The organism is Pseudarthrobacter sp. 01T43, from assembly GCF_056398665.1.
In genome coordinates this window covers 1-15,588 of record NZ_JBFTPV010000015.1, presented here as the reverse complement: position 1 = coordinate 15,588, position 15,588 = coordinate 1, and the positions used below count along the sequence as shown (strand labels likewise).

The 15,588-nt window shown below is 63.4% G+C and carries 15 protein-coding genes; 7 read left to right on the top strand and 8 right to left on the bottom strand.

Features of this window, described 5'->3' with window-relative positions; translation table 11 throughout:
* Positions 1 to 60: 60 nt before the first annotated feature.
* Entirely contained in the window at positions 61 to 1,545 is a 1,485-nt protein-coding gene (locus AC1DIM_RS13760; protein WP_477711058.1) for a hypothetical protein, read from the bottom strand.
* A complete protein-coding gene (locus AC1DIM_RS13755) occupies positions 1,545 to 1,895 on the bottom strand; it encodes a hypothetical protein (RefSeq protein WP_477711057.1) in 351 nt (116 codons plus the stop codon). Before AC1DIM_RS13755 ends, AC1DIM_RS13760 begins: the two co-directional genes overlap by 1 nt.
* Before the next feature lie 161 nt (positions 1,896 to 2,056).
* Here AC1DIM_RS13755 and purB point away from each other — a divergent pair, with 161 nt between their 5' ends.
* Entirely contained in the window at positions 2,057 to 3,499 is a 1,443-nt protein-coding gene (gene purB, locus AC1DIM_RS13750) for an adenylosuccinate lyase (protein ID WP_477711056.1), read from the top strand.
* A gap of 114 nt (positions 3,500 to 3,613) precedes the next feature.
* Positions 3,614 to 4,294, top strand: coding sequence for a histidine phosphatase family protein (locus tag AC1DIM_RS13745; protein ID WP_477711055.1), 681 nt, complete (start codon positions 3,614 to 3,616; stop codon positions 4,292 to 4,294).
* Between the two features lie 17 nt (positions 4,295 to 4,311).
* Here the strand turns inward: AC1DIM_RS13745 and AC1DIM_RS13740 are convergent, their stop codons facing one another.
* Both AC1DIM_RS13740 and AC1DIM_RS13735 read right to left on the bottom strand, forming a co-directional pair.
* Positions 4,312 to 5,202 (bottom strand): serine/threonine-protein kinase, encoded by an 891-nt coding sequence (locus AC1DIM_RS13740; protein ID WP_477711054.1) that lies wholly within the window; start codon positions 5,200 to 5,202, stop codon positions 4,312 to 4,314.
* A gap of 347 nt (positions 5,203 to 5,549) precedes the next feature.
* Positions 5,550 to 6,074 (bottom strand): MarR family winged helix-turn-helix transcriptional regulator, encoded by a 525-nt coding sequence (locus tag AC1DIM_RS13735; protein ID WP_477711053.1) that lies wholly within the window; start codon positions 6,072 to 6,074, stop codon positions 5,550 to 5,552.
* A 164-nt stretch (positions 6,075 to 6,238) separates the two neighbouring features.
* On the opposite strand from AC1DIM_RS13735, the gene AC1DIM_RS13730 reads away from it, so the two are divergent.
* The 5 genes from AC1DIM_RS13730 to AC1DIM_RS13710 all read left to right on the top strand — a co-directional run bounded on the left by AC1DIM_RS13730 (position 6,239) and on the right by AC1DIM_RS13710 (position 11,512).
* Positions 6,239 to 6,742, top strand: coding sequence for a GNAT family N-acetyltransferase (locus tag AC1DIM_RS13730; RefSeq protein WP_477711052.1), 504 nt, complete (start codon positions 6,239 to 6,241; stop codon positions 6,740 to 6,742).
* A gap of 95 nt (positions 6,743 to 6,837) precedes the next feature.
* A complete protein-coding gene (locus tag AC1DIM_RS13725; RefSeq protein ID WP_164203965.1) occupies positions 6,838 to 7,272 on the top strand; it encodes an acyl-CoA thioesterase in 435 nt (144 codons plus the stop codon).
* A 234-nt stretch (positions 7,273 to 7,506) separates the two neighbouring features.
* Positions 7,507 to 8,571 carry an extracellular solute-binding protein gene (locus AC1DIM_RS13720; protein WP_477711051.1) on the top strand — a complete coding sequence of 355 codons (1,065 nt, stop codon included), beginning with the start codon at positions 7,507 to 7,509 and terminating at the stop codon, positions 8,569 to 8,571.
* A 65-nt stretch (positions 8,572 to 8,636) separates the two neighbouring features.
* A complete protein-coding gene (locus tag AC1DIM_RS13715; protein ID WP_477711050.1) occupies positions 8,637 to 9,704 on the top strand; it encodes an ABC transporter ATP-binding protein in 1,068 nt (355 codons plus the stop codon).
* The gene (locus AC1DIM_RS13710) at positions 9,701 to 11,512 is read left to right on the top strand and encodes an ABC transporter permease (RefSeq protein WP_477711049.1); all 1,812 of its coding nucleotides are present in this window, start codon (positions 9,701 to 9,703) and stop codon (positions 11,510 to 11,512) included. Before AC1DIM_RS13715 ends, AC1DIM_RS13710 begins: the two co-directional genes overlap by 4 nt.
* Positions 11,513 to 11,538: 26 nt before the next feature.
* Here AC1DIM_RS13710 and AC1DIM_RS13705 read toward each other — a convergent pair whose 3' ends face one another.
* The 4 genes from AC1DIM_RS13705 to AC1DIM_RS13690 all read right to left on the bottom strand — a co-directional run.
* Positions 11,539 to 12,720: a cation:proton antiporter gene (locus tag AC1DIM_RS13705; RefSeq protein ID WP_477711048.1), complete on the bottom strand. Its 1,182-nt coding sequence runs from the start codon at positions 12,718 to 12,720 to the stop codon at positions 11,539 to 11,541.
* A gap of 61 nt (positions 12,721 to 12,781) precedes the next feature.
* Positions 12,782 to 13,441, bottom strand: coding sequence for a DUF5134 domain-containing protein (locus AC1DIM_RS13700; protein WP_477711047.1), 660 nt, complete (start codon positions 13,439 to 13,441; stop codon positions 12,782 to 12,784).
* 124 nt (positions 13,442 to 13,565) lie between these two features.
* On the bottom strand, positions 13,566 to 15,050 hold the full coding sequence (locus AC1DIM_RS13695) for an APC family permease (RefSeq protein ID WP_477711046.1): 1,485 nt from the start codon (positions 15,048 to 15,050) through the stop codon (positions 13,566 to 13,568).
* A gap of 202 nt (positions 15,051 to 15,252) precedes the next feature.
* On the bottom strand, positions 15,253 to 15,588 hold a 336-nt coding region (locus AC1DIM_RS13690; protein WP_477711045.1), incomplete at its 5' end, for a copper amine oxidase.

Here is a 15,588-nt window from a genome sequence, read left to right as displayed (position 1 = left end):
TGCGTCGACTCGGCTGCAGCGTTATCAATGGGCCACCCACCGGCCGGCTGGCGCCGCCACTCAACCTTGCATCTTTCCTGTGGTCACCTGCCGGTCCGCCTCCGACTTCTGCGGTGACGGCCCCTGCGTGGGCTGCAGCCTTGGACCGGGCGCACCCGGCGCACCCGCCGGTTCGGCCCGGGTCCGGGTCAGGGCAAAGCGTGTGGCTGTTGCCGTGCCGCCGGCTCCGAGCACGCCGGCAAGTACGGCAGTTGACGCCCTCAGGGAGGGATCATCGCTCCCTGCGACGAGCCGCGCGCCGGCCGTGTAGTTGCTGAGCCGATGCCCCGGACCAATACCGAACTCGCCGCCATCTGGTATGGTCACGGGGCTGCCGAGCGTCACCGTGACCCGGTTTTTCGCATCCGGGTTCGGTGTTCCGTCAGTTCCGGGGACCCAATCCTGCCGGTGCTCCAGGTGCAGGGAAGTGACGTCTGCGGCTGGAATGATGCCGCCCACGGGTGAGCCCACCGTCAGCACATACTTCATGTCGTAATCGTCGAGGAACAGGTCGTCAGCCGCGAGGTTCATGGCATGGATACCCCCTTGGCTGTAGCCGACAGCCACCACCGGCGCCCCCCTTTCAGCCCCGGCGGCCCGCAGCGCCGCCATCACGGCCGCGTTGACTTCAGCGGAGCGGTGACCCAGCCCTTCTGCGATGCCCGCTTCATCGAAGGGGTTGGCCCCGCCCAGGTCACCGCCGGCCTGCGTACCGGGAATGACCACCACGTAAGCCTTCTGCCCGCCCTTATCAACTTCGACCACTTCGACGTAGCCCTCGCCCCGTTCGCCAATAATCCGGGCCCGTTCCAGGAGGGCAGCCGGCGAGCCATCGAACTCAATCGGCAATGACTCCATGCGGTGCACCGTGACCGGACGCGGCTGGAGACTAGTGGTGGAGCGGCCAAGCACGCCGGTGAGCAGCGGAACCGCCGCCGCAAGGTGCCGCCGGGCCGCGAAGTCCATGCCGAGGGCAATGAAGAAGCGCTCCGGCGAGAGCGCCAACAAGGCGGCCATCGCCAAGGGGCCGGCGACGAGTTCGGTGACTTGCCGGTTGGGAACCAATCCCAGCCGAAAGTCCACCGCCTGCCGCCCGATAGTTTCGGGGCTGGTCAATCCGCCGCCCAGTCCCCGCGCGAAGCTTGCCCACGCCTCCGCGGCTTCGTAATCGTGTTTGCTGGCCCGGACGTGCTTACTGAGGTCCTGCAGTTCTTCACGGACAGCCTTGACGCCCCACCGGGCCTCGCCGACGGACTGCAGTGCCTCCGTCCCGGACGGACGCAAATCTTTCTGGTACGCGCCCAGGTCACCCCAGATTCTGAAGACCTCGGCCTCCACGGAGGCCAACTCGTCTGCCAGGGCGTCGAGCCTGCCCGCCCCCACCATCAGTTCCTCGAGCTGGAAGGTCATTCCCCCAACACCGCCCCTAATCTCCAGGCCGCCTTCCACGGCCGGGCCAGTCAGCTCTATTGGCCCCCCGCTGCCCGACGGCGTCACGTCGGCCATCAGTACCACCCCGCCGAACTCCCGGCCGACGCCGCAACCTCCCTCGCATGGCGCCCCACCGCGAGCCGGGCCTCCGTGAGCCGTCCGCATGCCCTGCCGAGGGCTACCTCCTGCAAGGCCACCGAGTTCCGGTACGCCCGCCCGGCAGGTGACTGCCATTCCAGCAGCTGGATGTCCCGGATTCTAGCCAAAACTGTTTCCACCTGTTCAGCACACCGGGCCACCCGGGACGCCAAATACTGAATCTCGTAGGCGCGGTCCATGCGCTCCTGGTTGGAACCCGTCACATCCCCGGCCATGCCCGCTCCCCCTCGCCTGGTGCACAGTGCTGCCTCCACCCTGCCCCGCATCTTTCGATGCTTCTCGTCTGAGCCCCAACGCTACGGAAGGCGCACATGCGACGGAAGCGCCGCCGTCGGCTATGTGAACAAGTCGCCCGGAACCTCCTGCTTGAGCCACCGCCGCGGACTCCCGCTTAAGCCGCGGCCGGAGTTCGTGAAACAATCAGCACATGCCTGAAACTGCCGCCACAGCTGACACCCGCACGCCCTCCGGACGCCTGGCCCTCGCCGCGTCGCCGGAGCCGATCGCCCTGGGCCCGCTGGACGGCCGCTACCAGTCCGCCGTCGCACCCCTCGTTGACTACCTGTCCGAGGCGGCGCTCAACCGTGACCGCGTGGCGGTGGAAGTTGAATGGCTCATCCACCTGACCAGCAACAACGTCCTTCCTGGGGCGGGCCCGCTGGGCCAGGAGCAGCAGGACCAGCTCCGCGCAATCGTCACGGAATTCAATGCTGCCTCGGTCTCTGAACTGGCCGAAATCGAAGCCGTCACGGTGCACGACGTCAAGGCCGTGGAGTACTACATCGGCCGCCGCCTGCCGGCCATCGGTATTGAAAACCTGACGGCGATGATCCACTTCGGCTGCACGTCCGAGGACATTAACAACCTTTCCTATGCGCTGGGCGTCAAGGGTGCTGTTGAGGACGTGTGGCTGCCCGCCGCCCGCGCCCTGGTGGCCCAGATCAGCAAGATGGCCGAGGACAACCGCGCTGTTCCCATGCTGTCCCGCACCCACGGCCAGCCAGCCACGCCCACCACCCTTGGCAAGGAACTGGCAGTCATCGCGCACCGCCTGACCCGCCAGCTGGACCGGATCGCCAAAACCGAATACCTGGGCAAGATCAACGGCGCCACCGGCACTTACGCCGCGCACGTCGCGTCCGTTCCCGGCGCCGACTGGCAGCAGGTTGCGAAGTCCTTCGTGGAGGGCCTCGGCCTGACCTGGAACCCGCTGACCACCCAGATCGAGAGCCACGACTGGCAGGCAGAGCTGTACGCCGACGTGGCACGGTTCAACCGGATCCTGCACAACGTCTGCACGGACATCTGGAGCTACATCTCCATCGGTTACTTCGCCCAGATCCCGGTGGCAGGCGCCACCGGATCCTCCACAATGCCGCACAAGGTCAACCCCATCCGCTTCGAAAACGCCGAGGCCAACCTGGAGATCTCCTCCGGCCTCCTGGACGTCCTGGGCTCCACCCTGGTGACCTCCCGCTGGCAGCGCGACCTCACCGACTCCTCCAGCCAGCGAAACATCGGCGTGGCGTTCGGGCACTCCCTGCTCGCAATTTCCAACGTCGCCAAGGGCCTGGACCGCCTGGACGTCGCGGAAGACGTCCTCGCCGCTGACCTCGACACCAACTGGGAAGTTTTGGGTGAAGCGATCCAGATGGTCATGCGCGCCGAGGCGATCGCCGGCGTCGAAGGCATGGAAAACCCGTACGAGCGCCTCAAAGACCTCACCCGTGGACAGCGCGTGAACGCCGCCCGCATGCAGGACTTCGTCCAGAGCCTGGGCCTGTCCGCCGACGCCGAGGCGCGGCTGCTCGCCCTCACGCCCGGCAAGTACACCGGCATCGCGGAGCAGTTGGTGGACCACCTGAAGTAGGACGCGTTTTAGCAGCAACAATAAAGTACGACGGCGGCGCCGGGCTCCTGCGGGCCCGGCGCCTTTGTTTTCCGGTTGCGGCAACCCATGGCCGGCAGGTGCGAAACTGGAGTCATGAAGCTGCTCCTCATCCGCCACGGACAGACCCCCGGCAACGTACTCGGCCAACTGGACACCGCCCACCCGGGGCCGGGGCTCACCGAACTGGGAGAGCGGCAGGCGGCGGCCATGGCGCGGTCCCTGGCCAACGAACGGATCGGCGCCCTATACGCATCGACGCTGGTGCGGACCCAGATCACTGCTGCGCCGCTGTCCAGGATGCAGGGCCTCGAGGTTGAGGTGCTGGACGGCCTGCACGAAATCGAGGCCGGCTCCCTGGAGAAGCTCACCGACCACGAAGCCCATAAGCAATACATGACCACTGTCTTTTCCTGGGCGGCCGGTGACCTTGACCGGCGGATGCCTGCCGGCCCGGACGGGCATGAATTCTTTGACAGGTACGACGCCGACATCGCCAGGATTGCCGCACTCGCCGGCCGCGGACTGGACTCCGCCGTCGTCGCCGTGGTCAGCCATGGCGCCGCTATCCGCACGTGGGCAGGGCTGCGCGCCGCAGGCGCCGACCACGAGTTCGCCGCCCGTCACGTGCTCGCCAACACCGGCATCGTGGCGCTGGAAGGTGACCCCGCCTCGGGGTGGAAACTGATTCACTGGGATGGCAGCCCCATCGGCGGGCTGGCCCTTGCGGACCCAACAGCAGAGGACCCCACGGGCACGGACGTGGCCGGCCCGTAGCAGCCGGCCGTGAGCCTTCAGCGCCGGCGCAGCAGTGTTTCCGGGTGCGGGGTAACGGCCAGTCCCCGGGCCATGGAAGCTGCTTCGGCAGCGGACGGTCGTGCGGCACTGTCCATGGCGGTGGCTGCACGGAGCAGGGCACCCCATCCGGGACCCAACTCGGCCGGAACCACAGGGCTGCGCAGTGTCCGAGCCACCAGGGACTCCACAGCCGTGCCGGTGTACGCCCTTGTCCCGGTCAGTAGTTCCAGGAGGACGAGGCCCAAGGCGTAGACATCCCAGGACGGCTGCGCCGCACCACCTGAGGCCTGCTCCGGACTCATATAGTGCACAGTTCCTGACGACATGCCCGGCTCGGGCGCCGCGCCCGCAGAAGCCGCGATGCCGAAGTCCACGATCCGGACCGGGCTTCGACGCAGCCCGCTGACCATGAGGTTGGCGGGCTTGATGTCCCGGTGGACCAGGCCCCGGCCGTGAAGGTGGCTGAGGCCATCGAAAAGTCCGCCGGCCCAGGCAGCAACTTGCCGCGGGGAGTTCAATGGGCCGTGGGCTGTTTCAGCAAGGCTGGGCCCAAACGCCAGTTCCTCCACAATGTAGGGCCGGGATGACAACTCCCCCTGCACCGGCATGGTTCCTTCCTCAAAGAAGGTGACCACCGACGGATGATCCAGACTGGCCAGGACGGCGGCTTCATTGGCGATCCTCCCGCGGTGCTCGGCCGAGTTGTCAGTCGCGATCTTCACGGCGACGTCGCGGCCGCCCGCCAGGTCCACGGCCCGGAAGACCTCCGCCATGGATCCTCGCCCCACGCGCTCCCTCAGGTGGAAGCGGCCTCCCACCAACACGCCTTCGGGCATGCTGCCATTCGGAGAGAACGCTGCCGAAGGCGTAACCGCCAGGGCTGTCATGCCATGGCGGTGAGGGCCGGTACTCGCGCCTCGGGTGTCAACCGTTCTTCTGCCAGTTCGGGCCAGCCAGTCGCCCACGCATCGAGTTGGAAGCCGCAGCCACAGCGCCAAACGGGAGGCAACAGGACGGGCCCCTCCTCCGGCTCAAAGGTGTAGCCGACTGCTGTCGCACCGACCGCCGGAACCACTATTTCCATCTCCGTTGCACAGTGAACGGGCCAATCATCCCCTTGGCTTGCGTACGGTAAAGGATTTGGCGGCACTGCCTCAAAAAATGTCTCGATCGTGCTCATGACTCCCTATAGTTTTTTCAGGAATGATAATAAGCATACATATTACTAGGCGAACTAACTAGTCGGACTAGCTATATCCCTTGCGTGCTCATCTCCGGCCTGGAGGGCGCGGGTCATGCGGTCGAGGAACTCGACCACCACCCGGGCCTCCTCCACCGTGAGACCCTCGGCGACGGACATCATCCGGCGGTGCATCTCGCCAAGCGTCTCGCGGACCTCCTGGTCGGATTCGGCAGTCGGCACCACCACAACCGACCGGCGGTCGGTCGGATGGGATTCCCGGCGCACGTGGCCGCTCGCCACCAGCCGATCAATCAGGGACGTTGTGGAGGCGCTTGTAATCCCAAGGAACTGGCTCAGGTCCTTCGGTACCACAGTGCCCCCGGACGCCTGGACGCGCAGGAGATAGCGCAGAGCGAGGATGTCAGTCTCCCCCATGCCCATGGAATCGCGAGTGGAGCGTCGCACAGTCGTCTCGGCGGAGCGGTAGTCGCGGAGGGACTTCAGCACCGCGGCACTGTAGTCCAACTGGCCATCCGGCCCGTACCAATACCCTGAACCTACGTTTCTGGAGCCCATGCAATCATCTTAGACGGCCTGATAACTAGGTCATCGAGAGTTTTCGCTGCGTTCATGCGCTCAGACCGTGGGCTGTTCTCTCAGTGCTTACGGCTCGGAAACACCGGCGTAACCCCGGCCCCATACGTTTGTCAGGCATAACCCTTCGGCGAATCGAGGCAGCCATGCAGACCAACCCGCGTCTCAACATCAGGGCCGTAACCTGGGCCAACCCTGTTGGCGCCGATCTGCGCAGGGCCCAGCAGGCGGAACTCGACGCCCGCTTTGGTACGCCGGACCACGAACCCGGGACCCCGCCGTCGGGCGCTGACTGCGCCGTATTCCTCGTCGCCTATGACAAAGGGTCCGGCCAGCCCGTGGGCTGCGGCGGCCTCAGGCTCCTGGACGACGCCACGGCGGAGATCAAGCGGCTCTACGTGCTCCCCTACACGCGCGGCTCGGGCGTGGCCAGTTCCATCCTGGCGGCCCTCGAAGCCGAGGCACACAAGCAGGGAATCACGCGGATCAAGGCCGAAGCCGGCTCAGCACAGCCCGACGGCAGGAACTTCTACGAGAACTCCGGCTTTGTAGCCGTCCCCAACTTCGGTGCCTATGCCGGCGTGGAGCACTCCTACTGTTACGCGAAACCCATCGACTCGCACAGCGCAGCTCATACAGCCATGGCCTGAGACCCAACCCAACCCCGCGAGCGGCAGAACGGCGAACGGGCGTCACACAGCCCCTAGCACTGTGCGCCGCACAGCCCGTCAGCTAACCTCGCCCTATGGAATCAGCAGACATCACGTTCCGCACGCGCAAATGGGTTCGGCCCGAGGACCTCAACGCCAACGGCACGCTGTTCGGCGGCAGCCTGCTGAAATGGATCGACGAGGAAGCGGCCATCTACGCCATCCTCCAGCTCGGAAACGGGCGTGCAGTGACCAAATACATCTCCGAAATCAACTTCGTCAGCTCGGCCGTCCAGGGCGACCTGATCGAGATGGGCCTGACGGCCACCCGGTTCGGCCGCACCTCGCTGACCATGCGGGCAGAAGTCCGCAACATGATCACGCGCCAGAGCATCCTCACCATTGAGCAGATCGTCTTCGTGAACCTCAGCCCGTCAGGTCAGCCCGAGCCGCACGGCTACACCGAAATCACGTATGACCGGGACAGGATCCCGACTCACCACCTCACTGAAACGCTGAACCAGGACTGACGACGGCGGGACTCGCCTTCGCGAGCCGGCCCGCCCGCCTCCCGACGTTCACCGCACGTTTACGCACTGTGCCCTGAGCGTTCCGGCAACAGTACCAGACTAGACAGCCGGGCTGTTTATCAAATCGATAGCTTTTAACGCCCCCGGAAGTCGAGTCCAGCTATAGGCTTGCCGGACCATGCTCCGAGCCAAGTCCAGAAACGAGTCCTGATCGTGCGTAAATTCCAGACTTTGATGGCAGCCGCCGTCGCCGTCACCCTGTTGGCCGGCTGCGGCGCCGGAACCGCAACCCCCGCCGCCTCCGGCGAGCCGTCGTCGACGTCGACCGTCCCTTCCGGCGAGACACTGGTGGTCTACACCAACTCCAACGGCGAGGGCCGCGGCGAGTGGTGGACTGCGGAGGCCGCCAAGGCGGGCTTCAAGATCGAAGTGGTGGGAGCCGGCGGCGCAGACGCCACGAACAAACTCATCGCGGAAAAGAACAACCCCATTGCCGATGTCGCCTTCGGGCTGAACAACATGTACTTCGCGCAGATCAAGGCAGCCGGTGCCCTGGAGCCCTTCGAACCCGCCTGGGCAGGCGAAGTGGACACGGCTGTGGGAGACTCCGGTGACGGCAAGGCGTACTGGCCGCTGGTGAAACAAGCCATCCTTCTTGGCTACAACTCCGACAAGATCAGCGCCGACGCTGCCCCGAAGGACTGGACAGACCTCTGGACCAAGGACGCGTTCAAGTCCCGCTACGAGCGGGTGACAGGGCTCGGAACCGCAACTGCGCAGCTGGTCTTCGCCGGCATCCTCTCCCGCTACAAGGACGACTCAGGCGACCTTGGCATCTCCGCCGAGGGCTGGAAGCAGGTTGAACAGTACTTCCGGAACGGCAGCCCCGCAGTGGCCAAGACCGACCTTTTCGCACGGATAGCCTCCGGTGACGTGGACATGGGCCAGATGCCCTCCTCGATCGTTGCCGAGCGCGAGAAGTCCTTCAAGGTCAACGTGGAAACGGTGATTCCGTCCGTCGGCGTTCCCCTCGCCGTGGAGCAGATTGCCCTCGTGAAGGGAACAAAGAAAAAAGCTGAGGCCGTCAAGTTCATTGACTGGTTCGGCAGCGCGGACGTGCAGGGCGCCTTTGCCAAGCAGTTCAACTCGATGCCGGTCAACAAGACTGCTGCGGCCCAGGCCAACCCCGACGTGGTGAAGTTCTTCTCGACCGTCAAGCAGCAGGACATCGATTGGGGATTCGTCCAGAAGAACATGGGCTCCTGGATGGAGAAGATCGAGCTCGAATACATGCAGTAGGAGCCAGCCCCGCGCACCGTCCCGCACCGCAGCCGGGCCAGCCGGCTCCCCTCAGACAGGTACCCATGATCCGCCTAGACAACATCGAAGTCACCTTCGGCGATTTTGTAGCCATCCCGAACCTTGACCTGCACGTCAAACCCGGAGAGTTCTTCACACTTCTTGGTCCCTCCGGGTGCGGGAAGACGACGGCGCTGCGCACGTTGGCGGGTTTCATCGAGCCTTCTGCGGGTACGGTCCATGTAGACGGAAAGGACGTCACCCGGCTGCCGAGCGACAAGCGGCAGGTGGGCATGGTGTTCCAGAACTATGCCCTGTTCCCCAGCATGAGCGTCTGGGAGAACATCGCCTTCGGGCTGCGGGTCCGGAAAGAAAAATCCGCTGAGATCGACCACCTGGTGCGCGACATCGCGCGCCGGGTGGAGCTCAGCGACGAGCAACTGCATAAGAACGTTGCCGAGCTGTCCGGTGGCCAGCAGCAGCGCGTTGCCGTGGCCCGGGCACTGGTCCTGCGGCCCAAGATCCTCCTGCTGGATGAGCCGCTGTCCAACCTGGACGCCAAGCTTAGGCACCAGCTCCGGCAGCAGCTCAAGGACCTGCAAAGCGAGTTCGGCATCACCACCGTGTACGTCACGCACGATCAGGACGAAGCCCTGGCCATGAGCGACAGGGTGGCCGTTTTCAACAAGGGCGTCGTGGAGCAGGTGGGGACGCCGCAGTCGATTTACGATGATGCCGCCACGGAATTTGTCTGCAACTTCATCGGTGACAGTTCGCCGCTCACGCCGGACTTCATCGCTGAACTCAACAGGCTTTCCGGCGCGGACCTCAGCCCCGCTGCCAAGTCCTATCTTCGGGTGGAAAAGGCGTCACTGACGCCGCCCGCCAACGGGGGCACCGCCGTCGGACTTTCCGGGCAGGTGGTTTCACGCACCTATCACGGACTCCACAGCCGCTACATGGTGCGGAGCCACGGCGCGGACCTCCGGCTGCTGGTGAAGGAAGACGGCGCCGCGCACCCGGCGGTGGGCGCGGAAACTACCGTGTACGTCCAACCTGCGCACGTGCTGCAGTACCATCCGGATACCGGCAAGGCCTTGGAAAGGCAGGCCCAGGCAGTGGCCCTGCCATGAGCGGAACCTCAGCGAAAAGCATGCTCCGCTCCCCGTTCATCCTGATCGTGGGAACGGTACTGACCTGGTTCATTGCCGCGTTCCTGGTCTGGCCCAACCTCAACGTTTTGCTCGCCACGTTCTTTCCTGACGGCAGCTTCTCCGGGCGGGCCGCGGAGAAGCTCTTCTCCTCCCAGCGCGCCATGAAGTCCCTCGGCAACAGCTTCCTGCTGGCCGTGGCGCTGTCCATCACCGTCAACGTGGTGGGCATCTTCGTTGTCCTGGTCACGCACTACTTCAGGATCCGGGGCTCCAGGATCCTCTTCCTGGGCTACGCCTCCACCTTCATCTACGGCGGCATTGTCCTGGCGGCCGGGTACAAGTTCATTTACGGGGACAAGGGCATCGTCACGGCGCTGCTGCTGAAGGTGTTCCCCGGCATGGACGCAGCGTGGTTCTCCGGGTTCTTCGCAGTCCTGGTGGTGATGACGTTCGCCACCACCACCAACCACATGCTGTTCGTTGCCAACGCCCTCAAAGGCGTGGACTACCAGACCATCGAAGCCGCCAAAAACCTTGGCGCCTCCACCTGGACCATAATCCGCAGGGTGGTGCTGCCCATGCTCAAGCCCACGCTGTTCGCCGTCACCATCCTGTCCTTCCTGACGGGACTGGGTGCGCTCAGCGCGCCGCAAGTGCTGGGCGGCCGCGACTTCCAGACCATCACGCCCATGATCCTGACCTTCACCAACAGCCCCACCTCGCGTGACCTGGCGGCGCTGCTGGCCGTCATCCTGGGCGTGGCCACCATCCTGATGCTGGCGGTGATGACCCGGCTCGAGAAGGGCGGCACCTACTTCTCCGTGTCAAAAGTGTCCTCCGCCCTGCAGAAGCAGAAGATCACCAGCCCGGCGGCCAACGCTGCAGTGCATGTGATCGCCTACCTGCTGTTCGCCGTCTACAGCCTCCCGGTGCTGCTGATCGTGCTGTATTCGTTCGCTGACGGGGCCGCCATCCAGACCGGGCAGCTCTCACTGGGCAGCCTGACGCTGGACAACTACATTCGCGTGCTGACCCAGGAATCCGGCCTCCGGCCCTTCATCATCAGCGTCATCTACAGCGCCCTCGCCGCCGCGATTGCCGTGGGCGGGCTCCTGTTCGTGGCCCGCCTGCTACAGAAGTACCGCAACTGGGTCAGCTCCCTGTTCGAATACCTCCTCCACATCCCCTGGATCCTGCCCTCGGCCCTGCTCGCGCTGGGCCTCATCATTAGCTACGACCACCCCAACCCCCTGGTGGGTGGAGCCGTCCTGACCGGAACGACAGTGATCCTGCTGATCGCGTTCGTGACGGTCAAGATCCCCTTCACACTCCGCATGCTCAAGGCGTCCTTTGCGTCGGTGAACTCGTCGCTGGAGGAGGCCGCCGCCATCATGGGTGCGAAGACCCTGTACGTCTTCCGGCGGATCCTGCTGCCCCTGGTGCTGCCTGCTGCCGCAGCCATCGCCGCGTTGAACTTCAACAGCATGCTGGATGACTACGACACGGCGATCTTCCTGGCGCATCCCCTGGTTCAACCGCTGGGCCTGATCATCAAAGCGAACACGGACGGTGCCGAAGGCGTGGAGGGCGTGGCCAACACGTTCGTTTACACAGTCCTGCTCATGGTAATCACCGGGCTGACCATGTACCTCGTCTACGGCCGGTCCAGCGGGCGCGGCGCGAAGGGCAGGCGCGCCCGTGCGCTCCCCGCCGCAGCTGCACCGGCCGGCGCCCCCTCCCCCGCTGAAGTGCCGGGCATCAAGGAGCCATCGGCTCCGCTGCGCTAAGTTACCGGACTTCCGGGCACCGCTGGCTAGGCATTGGTGGCGACACCTTCCAGCGGCAGCAAAATGTCCGCCAACTGTTCGACGTAGCGCGCGGCCAGCGGGCCCACGACGGCCATGACCAGTACGTAGGCGGTAGCCAAGGCCGCCAGTTCTTGCGTGACGGCACCGGATGCCACCGCCAGTCCGGAGATGACGATCGAGAATTCCCCTCGGGCTATCAGCGCGGCTCCGGCACGGAGACGGCCAGGGCGGCCAATGCCCGCACGCTTCGCGGCCCAGATACCGGTGACCATTTTGCTGGCCGTAGTGATAAGGGCGAGGACGAGCGCCCAGCCGATCACCGGCGGAATGGACCCAGGATCAGTGTTCAGCCCGAACGCCACAAAGAAGATTGCGGCAAACAGGTCCCGCAGCGGTGTCAGGATGCGCGTGGCACTGTGCGATGTGACGCCGGAGATCGCGATGCCGAGCAAAAAGGCGCCTACCGCTGCTGACACCTGCATGACTGATGCCACGCCGGCTACGAGCAGGGCCGCGCCCAGGACCTTCAGGAGGAAAACCTCTGAGTTTTCGCTGTGGACAGCCTTGGACACATGGTGTCCGTGGCGAAGCGCAACCATCAGGACCACGCTCACCGCAGCCAGCGCAATGCCCACTGTTGTGAGGCCGCCGAGGAAACTGAGGCCGGCCAGGATGCTGGTGAGGACTGGGAGGTATACAGCCATGGTCAGGTCTTCAAACACCAGGATGGAGATCACGACGCGGGTTTCGCGGTTGTTCAGCCAGCCCTGATCAGTGATCACCTTCGCCGCGATGCCCGACGAGGAGATGTAGGTGACGCCGCCCATCACCATTGCACCCACGAACCCCCAACCCAGAAAGAAGGCCAGTGCCGCCCCCGGGAGGAAATTGAGGACGAGGTCGAGGAGACCGGCCTGCCACGACCTCCGTAGCCCGGTGAGAAGCTGGGACGCCGTATATTCCAGCCCAAGCATAAGCAACAGCAGAATAACGCCGATCTCTCCAAAGAGGTGCGCGACTGGCTTCATGCCGTCAAGCTCAACAATCCCGCCCGTGCCAAAAGCGAGGCCGCCCAGAAGATACAGCGGGATGGGCGACATCCCGATCTGACCGGCCAGGCGCGCCAACAGGCCGAGGGAGAACACCACGGCTCCCAGTTGTATGAGGCTCAAGGCTAGCGGACTCACGGCCACCTCCCGTGATGGGGCTGATTGCTCTCCGATCTTTTCATCGCCGAAAACTGTCCGTTTATGCCGACATGGTGGCAAACATTAGGGCCATCACAGCAGCGCCGAGAGCTTCGTGCCAATGCTCGGCCCGCACGGAGCGTTGTGTCATCGTTTTTCCATGGGGAGCAGGGTTGGCTGCCCTGCCCAGCAGTAGAAGCACCATGAAGACCACTGCTGCAGTTCCGAAGAACACTGTGAGCGGGATCGCCAGGTTGGGTGAATGATCCATCCCTTGGACCACCATGTTCTGGACTGCAGGTGCTGCCGCGTGGTGGGTATGCAGCGTTAACGATGCGGCTGCCGGAGAGATGCCGTGGCCGACGGCGGGTGTATATGCCATCATTGCGATCATGACTGCCGCGCCGGCCATGGTGAGGCCGTGATAAACGCATTTCAGTCGGGCTTGCCTGCCGGCACAGAGCATCTTGAACTCCGGCCGGGCGACCGCCTGAATCACAAACCACAGTGCAGCGCCGGCAAGAACTGCGATCTGGGCCAGCATGGTTGATGGCACAAGGTTCCACAACATGGCAGCCATCAGGACGTTCATGAGGGCGTGGAGGCTTTTATTGGCCTGGTCCGTGAGCTGGCGGGACCTCGCCGCCTGAAGAAGGTAACGGCATGCTCCAAGCAGCAGGACGGCCGTGAGAGTCCAGGTAACTGCGGGGACATTAAACACGCGAATCACGCCCTACTTCGATGTGGGTCAAGTGGATCGGTCCCCGGTGCCACTGTCAACAGCACCGGGGACCGCGTTCTGGGAATGCTCCAACTCCAGGTTCTGGAGGCGTAGATGCCGGGTTTTAGGTGAGGTCCAGGACCTTGTCCCGGTCATCGGCGTAGTGATCTGAAGAGGGAGCGGCAGCTGCCTTGGTTTTTGCCCGTTTCGTCTCATGCTGCGAATACAGCCAGATGGGTATGTAGATTCCCAGCACACCAAACGCCACCCAGGTGGGAGCCCAACCGATTTCCAGACTGTTGAGGTAGATTACGCCGATAACACACAACGGCACATTGAATAGGCCAAAGACCAGGCCAACATGCTTCCAACGTTTGGGCGCCTTGAAGGGCCTCTCCACATTGGCAAAGGCCGGGTCAGTCTTAGATTTGACATAAGAAAACAGGGTCAGACCATGGGCTATGGTGTAGCCAATCGCCGACGCCCCAAGGACCGCTGAGGCGTCTCCCATAGAAATCAGCGCAAAGTTAAAGGCAGCGATGACCACCAAGGCAATAAACGGAGTTCCGTGACTGTTGGTGTGACCAAAGACTTTAGGAAGGTTGCCTTCCAGCGCCATGGAGTGCATTGCGCGGGAAGAACCCAGATAAGCCGTTTGAATGATCAGGACCATAGCGGCCATCAACAAGATGATGGTGATCATGGAACCGGCTTGGCCGAAAACAGCCTCGGCGACTGGAATCAGCGGCGACACGGGTTCCGCCAATACACCTTCAACCCCCAGAACGCCTATCACTGAAGACTGCAGCATGACAAACAAGAACAAACAGATGACGCCGCAGGCAAACAGCGCCTTCGGGGCATCCTTGGACGGATTTTTGTACTCAGGTCCGTACATGGCTGCCGTTTCCCAGGCACAGGCACTCCAATGCGCAATTCCAAAGACGCCAAAGAGAATCAGGATATGGTGCAGGTCCCAAGCCCAGTCACTCGGCCACCAACTGCCGGTGATATTGGATAGCTCGACGTGTCCGGTAGCAAAAGGTGCCACAGCCAAGATCACCAGCGGTATCAGAGATATAGCCGCCAGAACGTAACCCAGAATGGCGCCTTCCTTCAGACCGAACCAATTGACCACGAACAATGCCGAGAAAATAACGCCACCAGCCATCAATGACAGTTGATACTCAGTGAATGTTTCACCCAGAACCGGAAAAAGCCCATGGAGGTAACCGCCGACCAAAATGGAAAAGATCGCCAGGATCGGGTTCCAGCCAAACCAATAGCTCCAAGCGGTAAAACCGCCGAGCAACTTGCCCTTGTCGTATTTGCCTTTGTAGTTTTCAGTGCGGAAGACGTGCTGCGCAAACCCCGGCACACCAGAAACCTTGGGAAAGGTGGTGGCCATTTCAGCGTACGCGGTGTTCTGCATGAAACCCTGAAGGACCGATAATCCCCAGATTAAAATAGCTGCGCCAGACACATACATCGGGAGATACCCCAACGACGGCAGAATCAGCAAGGGCACCCCCAATGCAATCGCCATACCCTGCTTCCAGTCGATCGACCTTTTCAGGTGATCGACATCATCCAAACGTTTTTCACTCATAACATCTCCTTTGATGGATTGAACGTCGTGTGATCTTTACTCCGCTGAACGCCTCTGGCGGTCAGCGGAGTATGGGACGGACCCCGATGCGCGAACGTCAAAGCACGTTGGAAGGTCCGAGACGATTCGCCCTGGTGGCGAAGCAGGTCCGCGGGAGCGCCGTGACGAATCACCGCGCTCCCGCGGACTCAGTTATGGACTGCTAGTCGGTGGTGCAGCATGTTTCGGTGGTGGTTGTTTCGGTGCGGTTTTCGTTGTTGGGGAGGTTGAGGGTGGGGTTTTGGTCGAAGAAGCCGTGGGGTTCGAGCATGAAGCCGATGTTTTGGCGGGGCATGACGGGCCAGTCTTCGAGGCGGACGACGTGGTGCATGCCGAAGGTGTACCAGACGACGAGGTCTTGGTCCACGATGTTCCGGTCGGCTTGGGTCCAGATGTGCAGGCCGTCGTCGGCGCCGGTGGCTTGGTTGGGGAATTCGCCGGCGGCGAAGCGTTCGGTGCGGTTGTAGGCGGTGACCCAGAGGTTGTTGCGGGCGAACTG

Coding starts and splice junctions, on each gene's coding strand:
- AC1DIM_RS13745 (WP_477711055.1), top strand. CDS start 3,614: ATGAAGCTGCTCCTCATCCGCCACGGACAGACCCCCGGCAACGTACTC.
- AC1DIM_RS13725 (WP_164203965.1), top strand. CDS start 6,838: ATGGAATCAGCAGACATCACGTTCCGCACGCGCAAATGGGTTCGGCCC.
- AC1DIM_RS13760 (WP_477711058.1), bottom strand. CDS start 1,545: ATGGCCGACGTGACGCCGTCGGGCAGCGGGGGGCCAATAGAGCTGACT.
- AC1DIM_RS13755 (WP_477711057.1), bottom strand. CDS start 1,895: ATGCGGGGCAGGGTGGAGGCAGCACTGTGCACCAGGCGAGGGGGAGCG.
- AC1DIM_RS13735 (WP_477711053.1), bottom strand. CDS start 6,074: ATGGGCTCCAGAAACGTAGGTTCAGGGTATTGGTACGGGCCGGATGGC.
- purB (WP_477711056.1), top strand. CDS start 2,057: ATGCCTGAAACTGCCGCCACAGCTGACACCCGCACGCCCTCCGGACGC.
- AC1DIM_RS13730 (WP_477711052.1), top strand. CDS start 6,239: ATGCAGACCAACCCGCGTCTCAACATCAGGGCCGTAACCTGGGCCAAC.
- AC1DIM_RS13715 (WP_477711050.1), top strand. CDS start 8,637: ATGATCCGCCTAGACAACATCGAAGTCACCTTCGGCGATTTTGTAGCC.
- AC1DIM_RS13695 (WP_477711046.1), bottom strand. CDS start 15,050: ATGAGTGAAAAACGTTTGGATGATGTCGATCACCTGAAAAGGTCGATC.
- AC1DIM_RS13710 (WP_477711049.1), top strand. CDS start 9,701: ATGAGCGGAACCTCAGCGAAAAGCATGCTCCGCTCCCCGTTCATCCTG.
- AC1DIM_RS13720 (WP_477711051.1), top strand. CDS start 7,507: ATGGCAGCCGCCGTCGCCGTCACCCTGTTGGCCGGCTGCGGCGCCGGA.
- AC1DIM_RS13740 (WP_477711054.1), bottom strand. CDS start 5,202: ATGACAGCCCTGGCGGTTACGCCTTCGGCAGCGTTCTCTCCGAATGGC.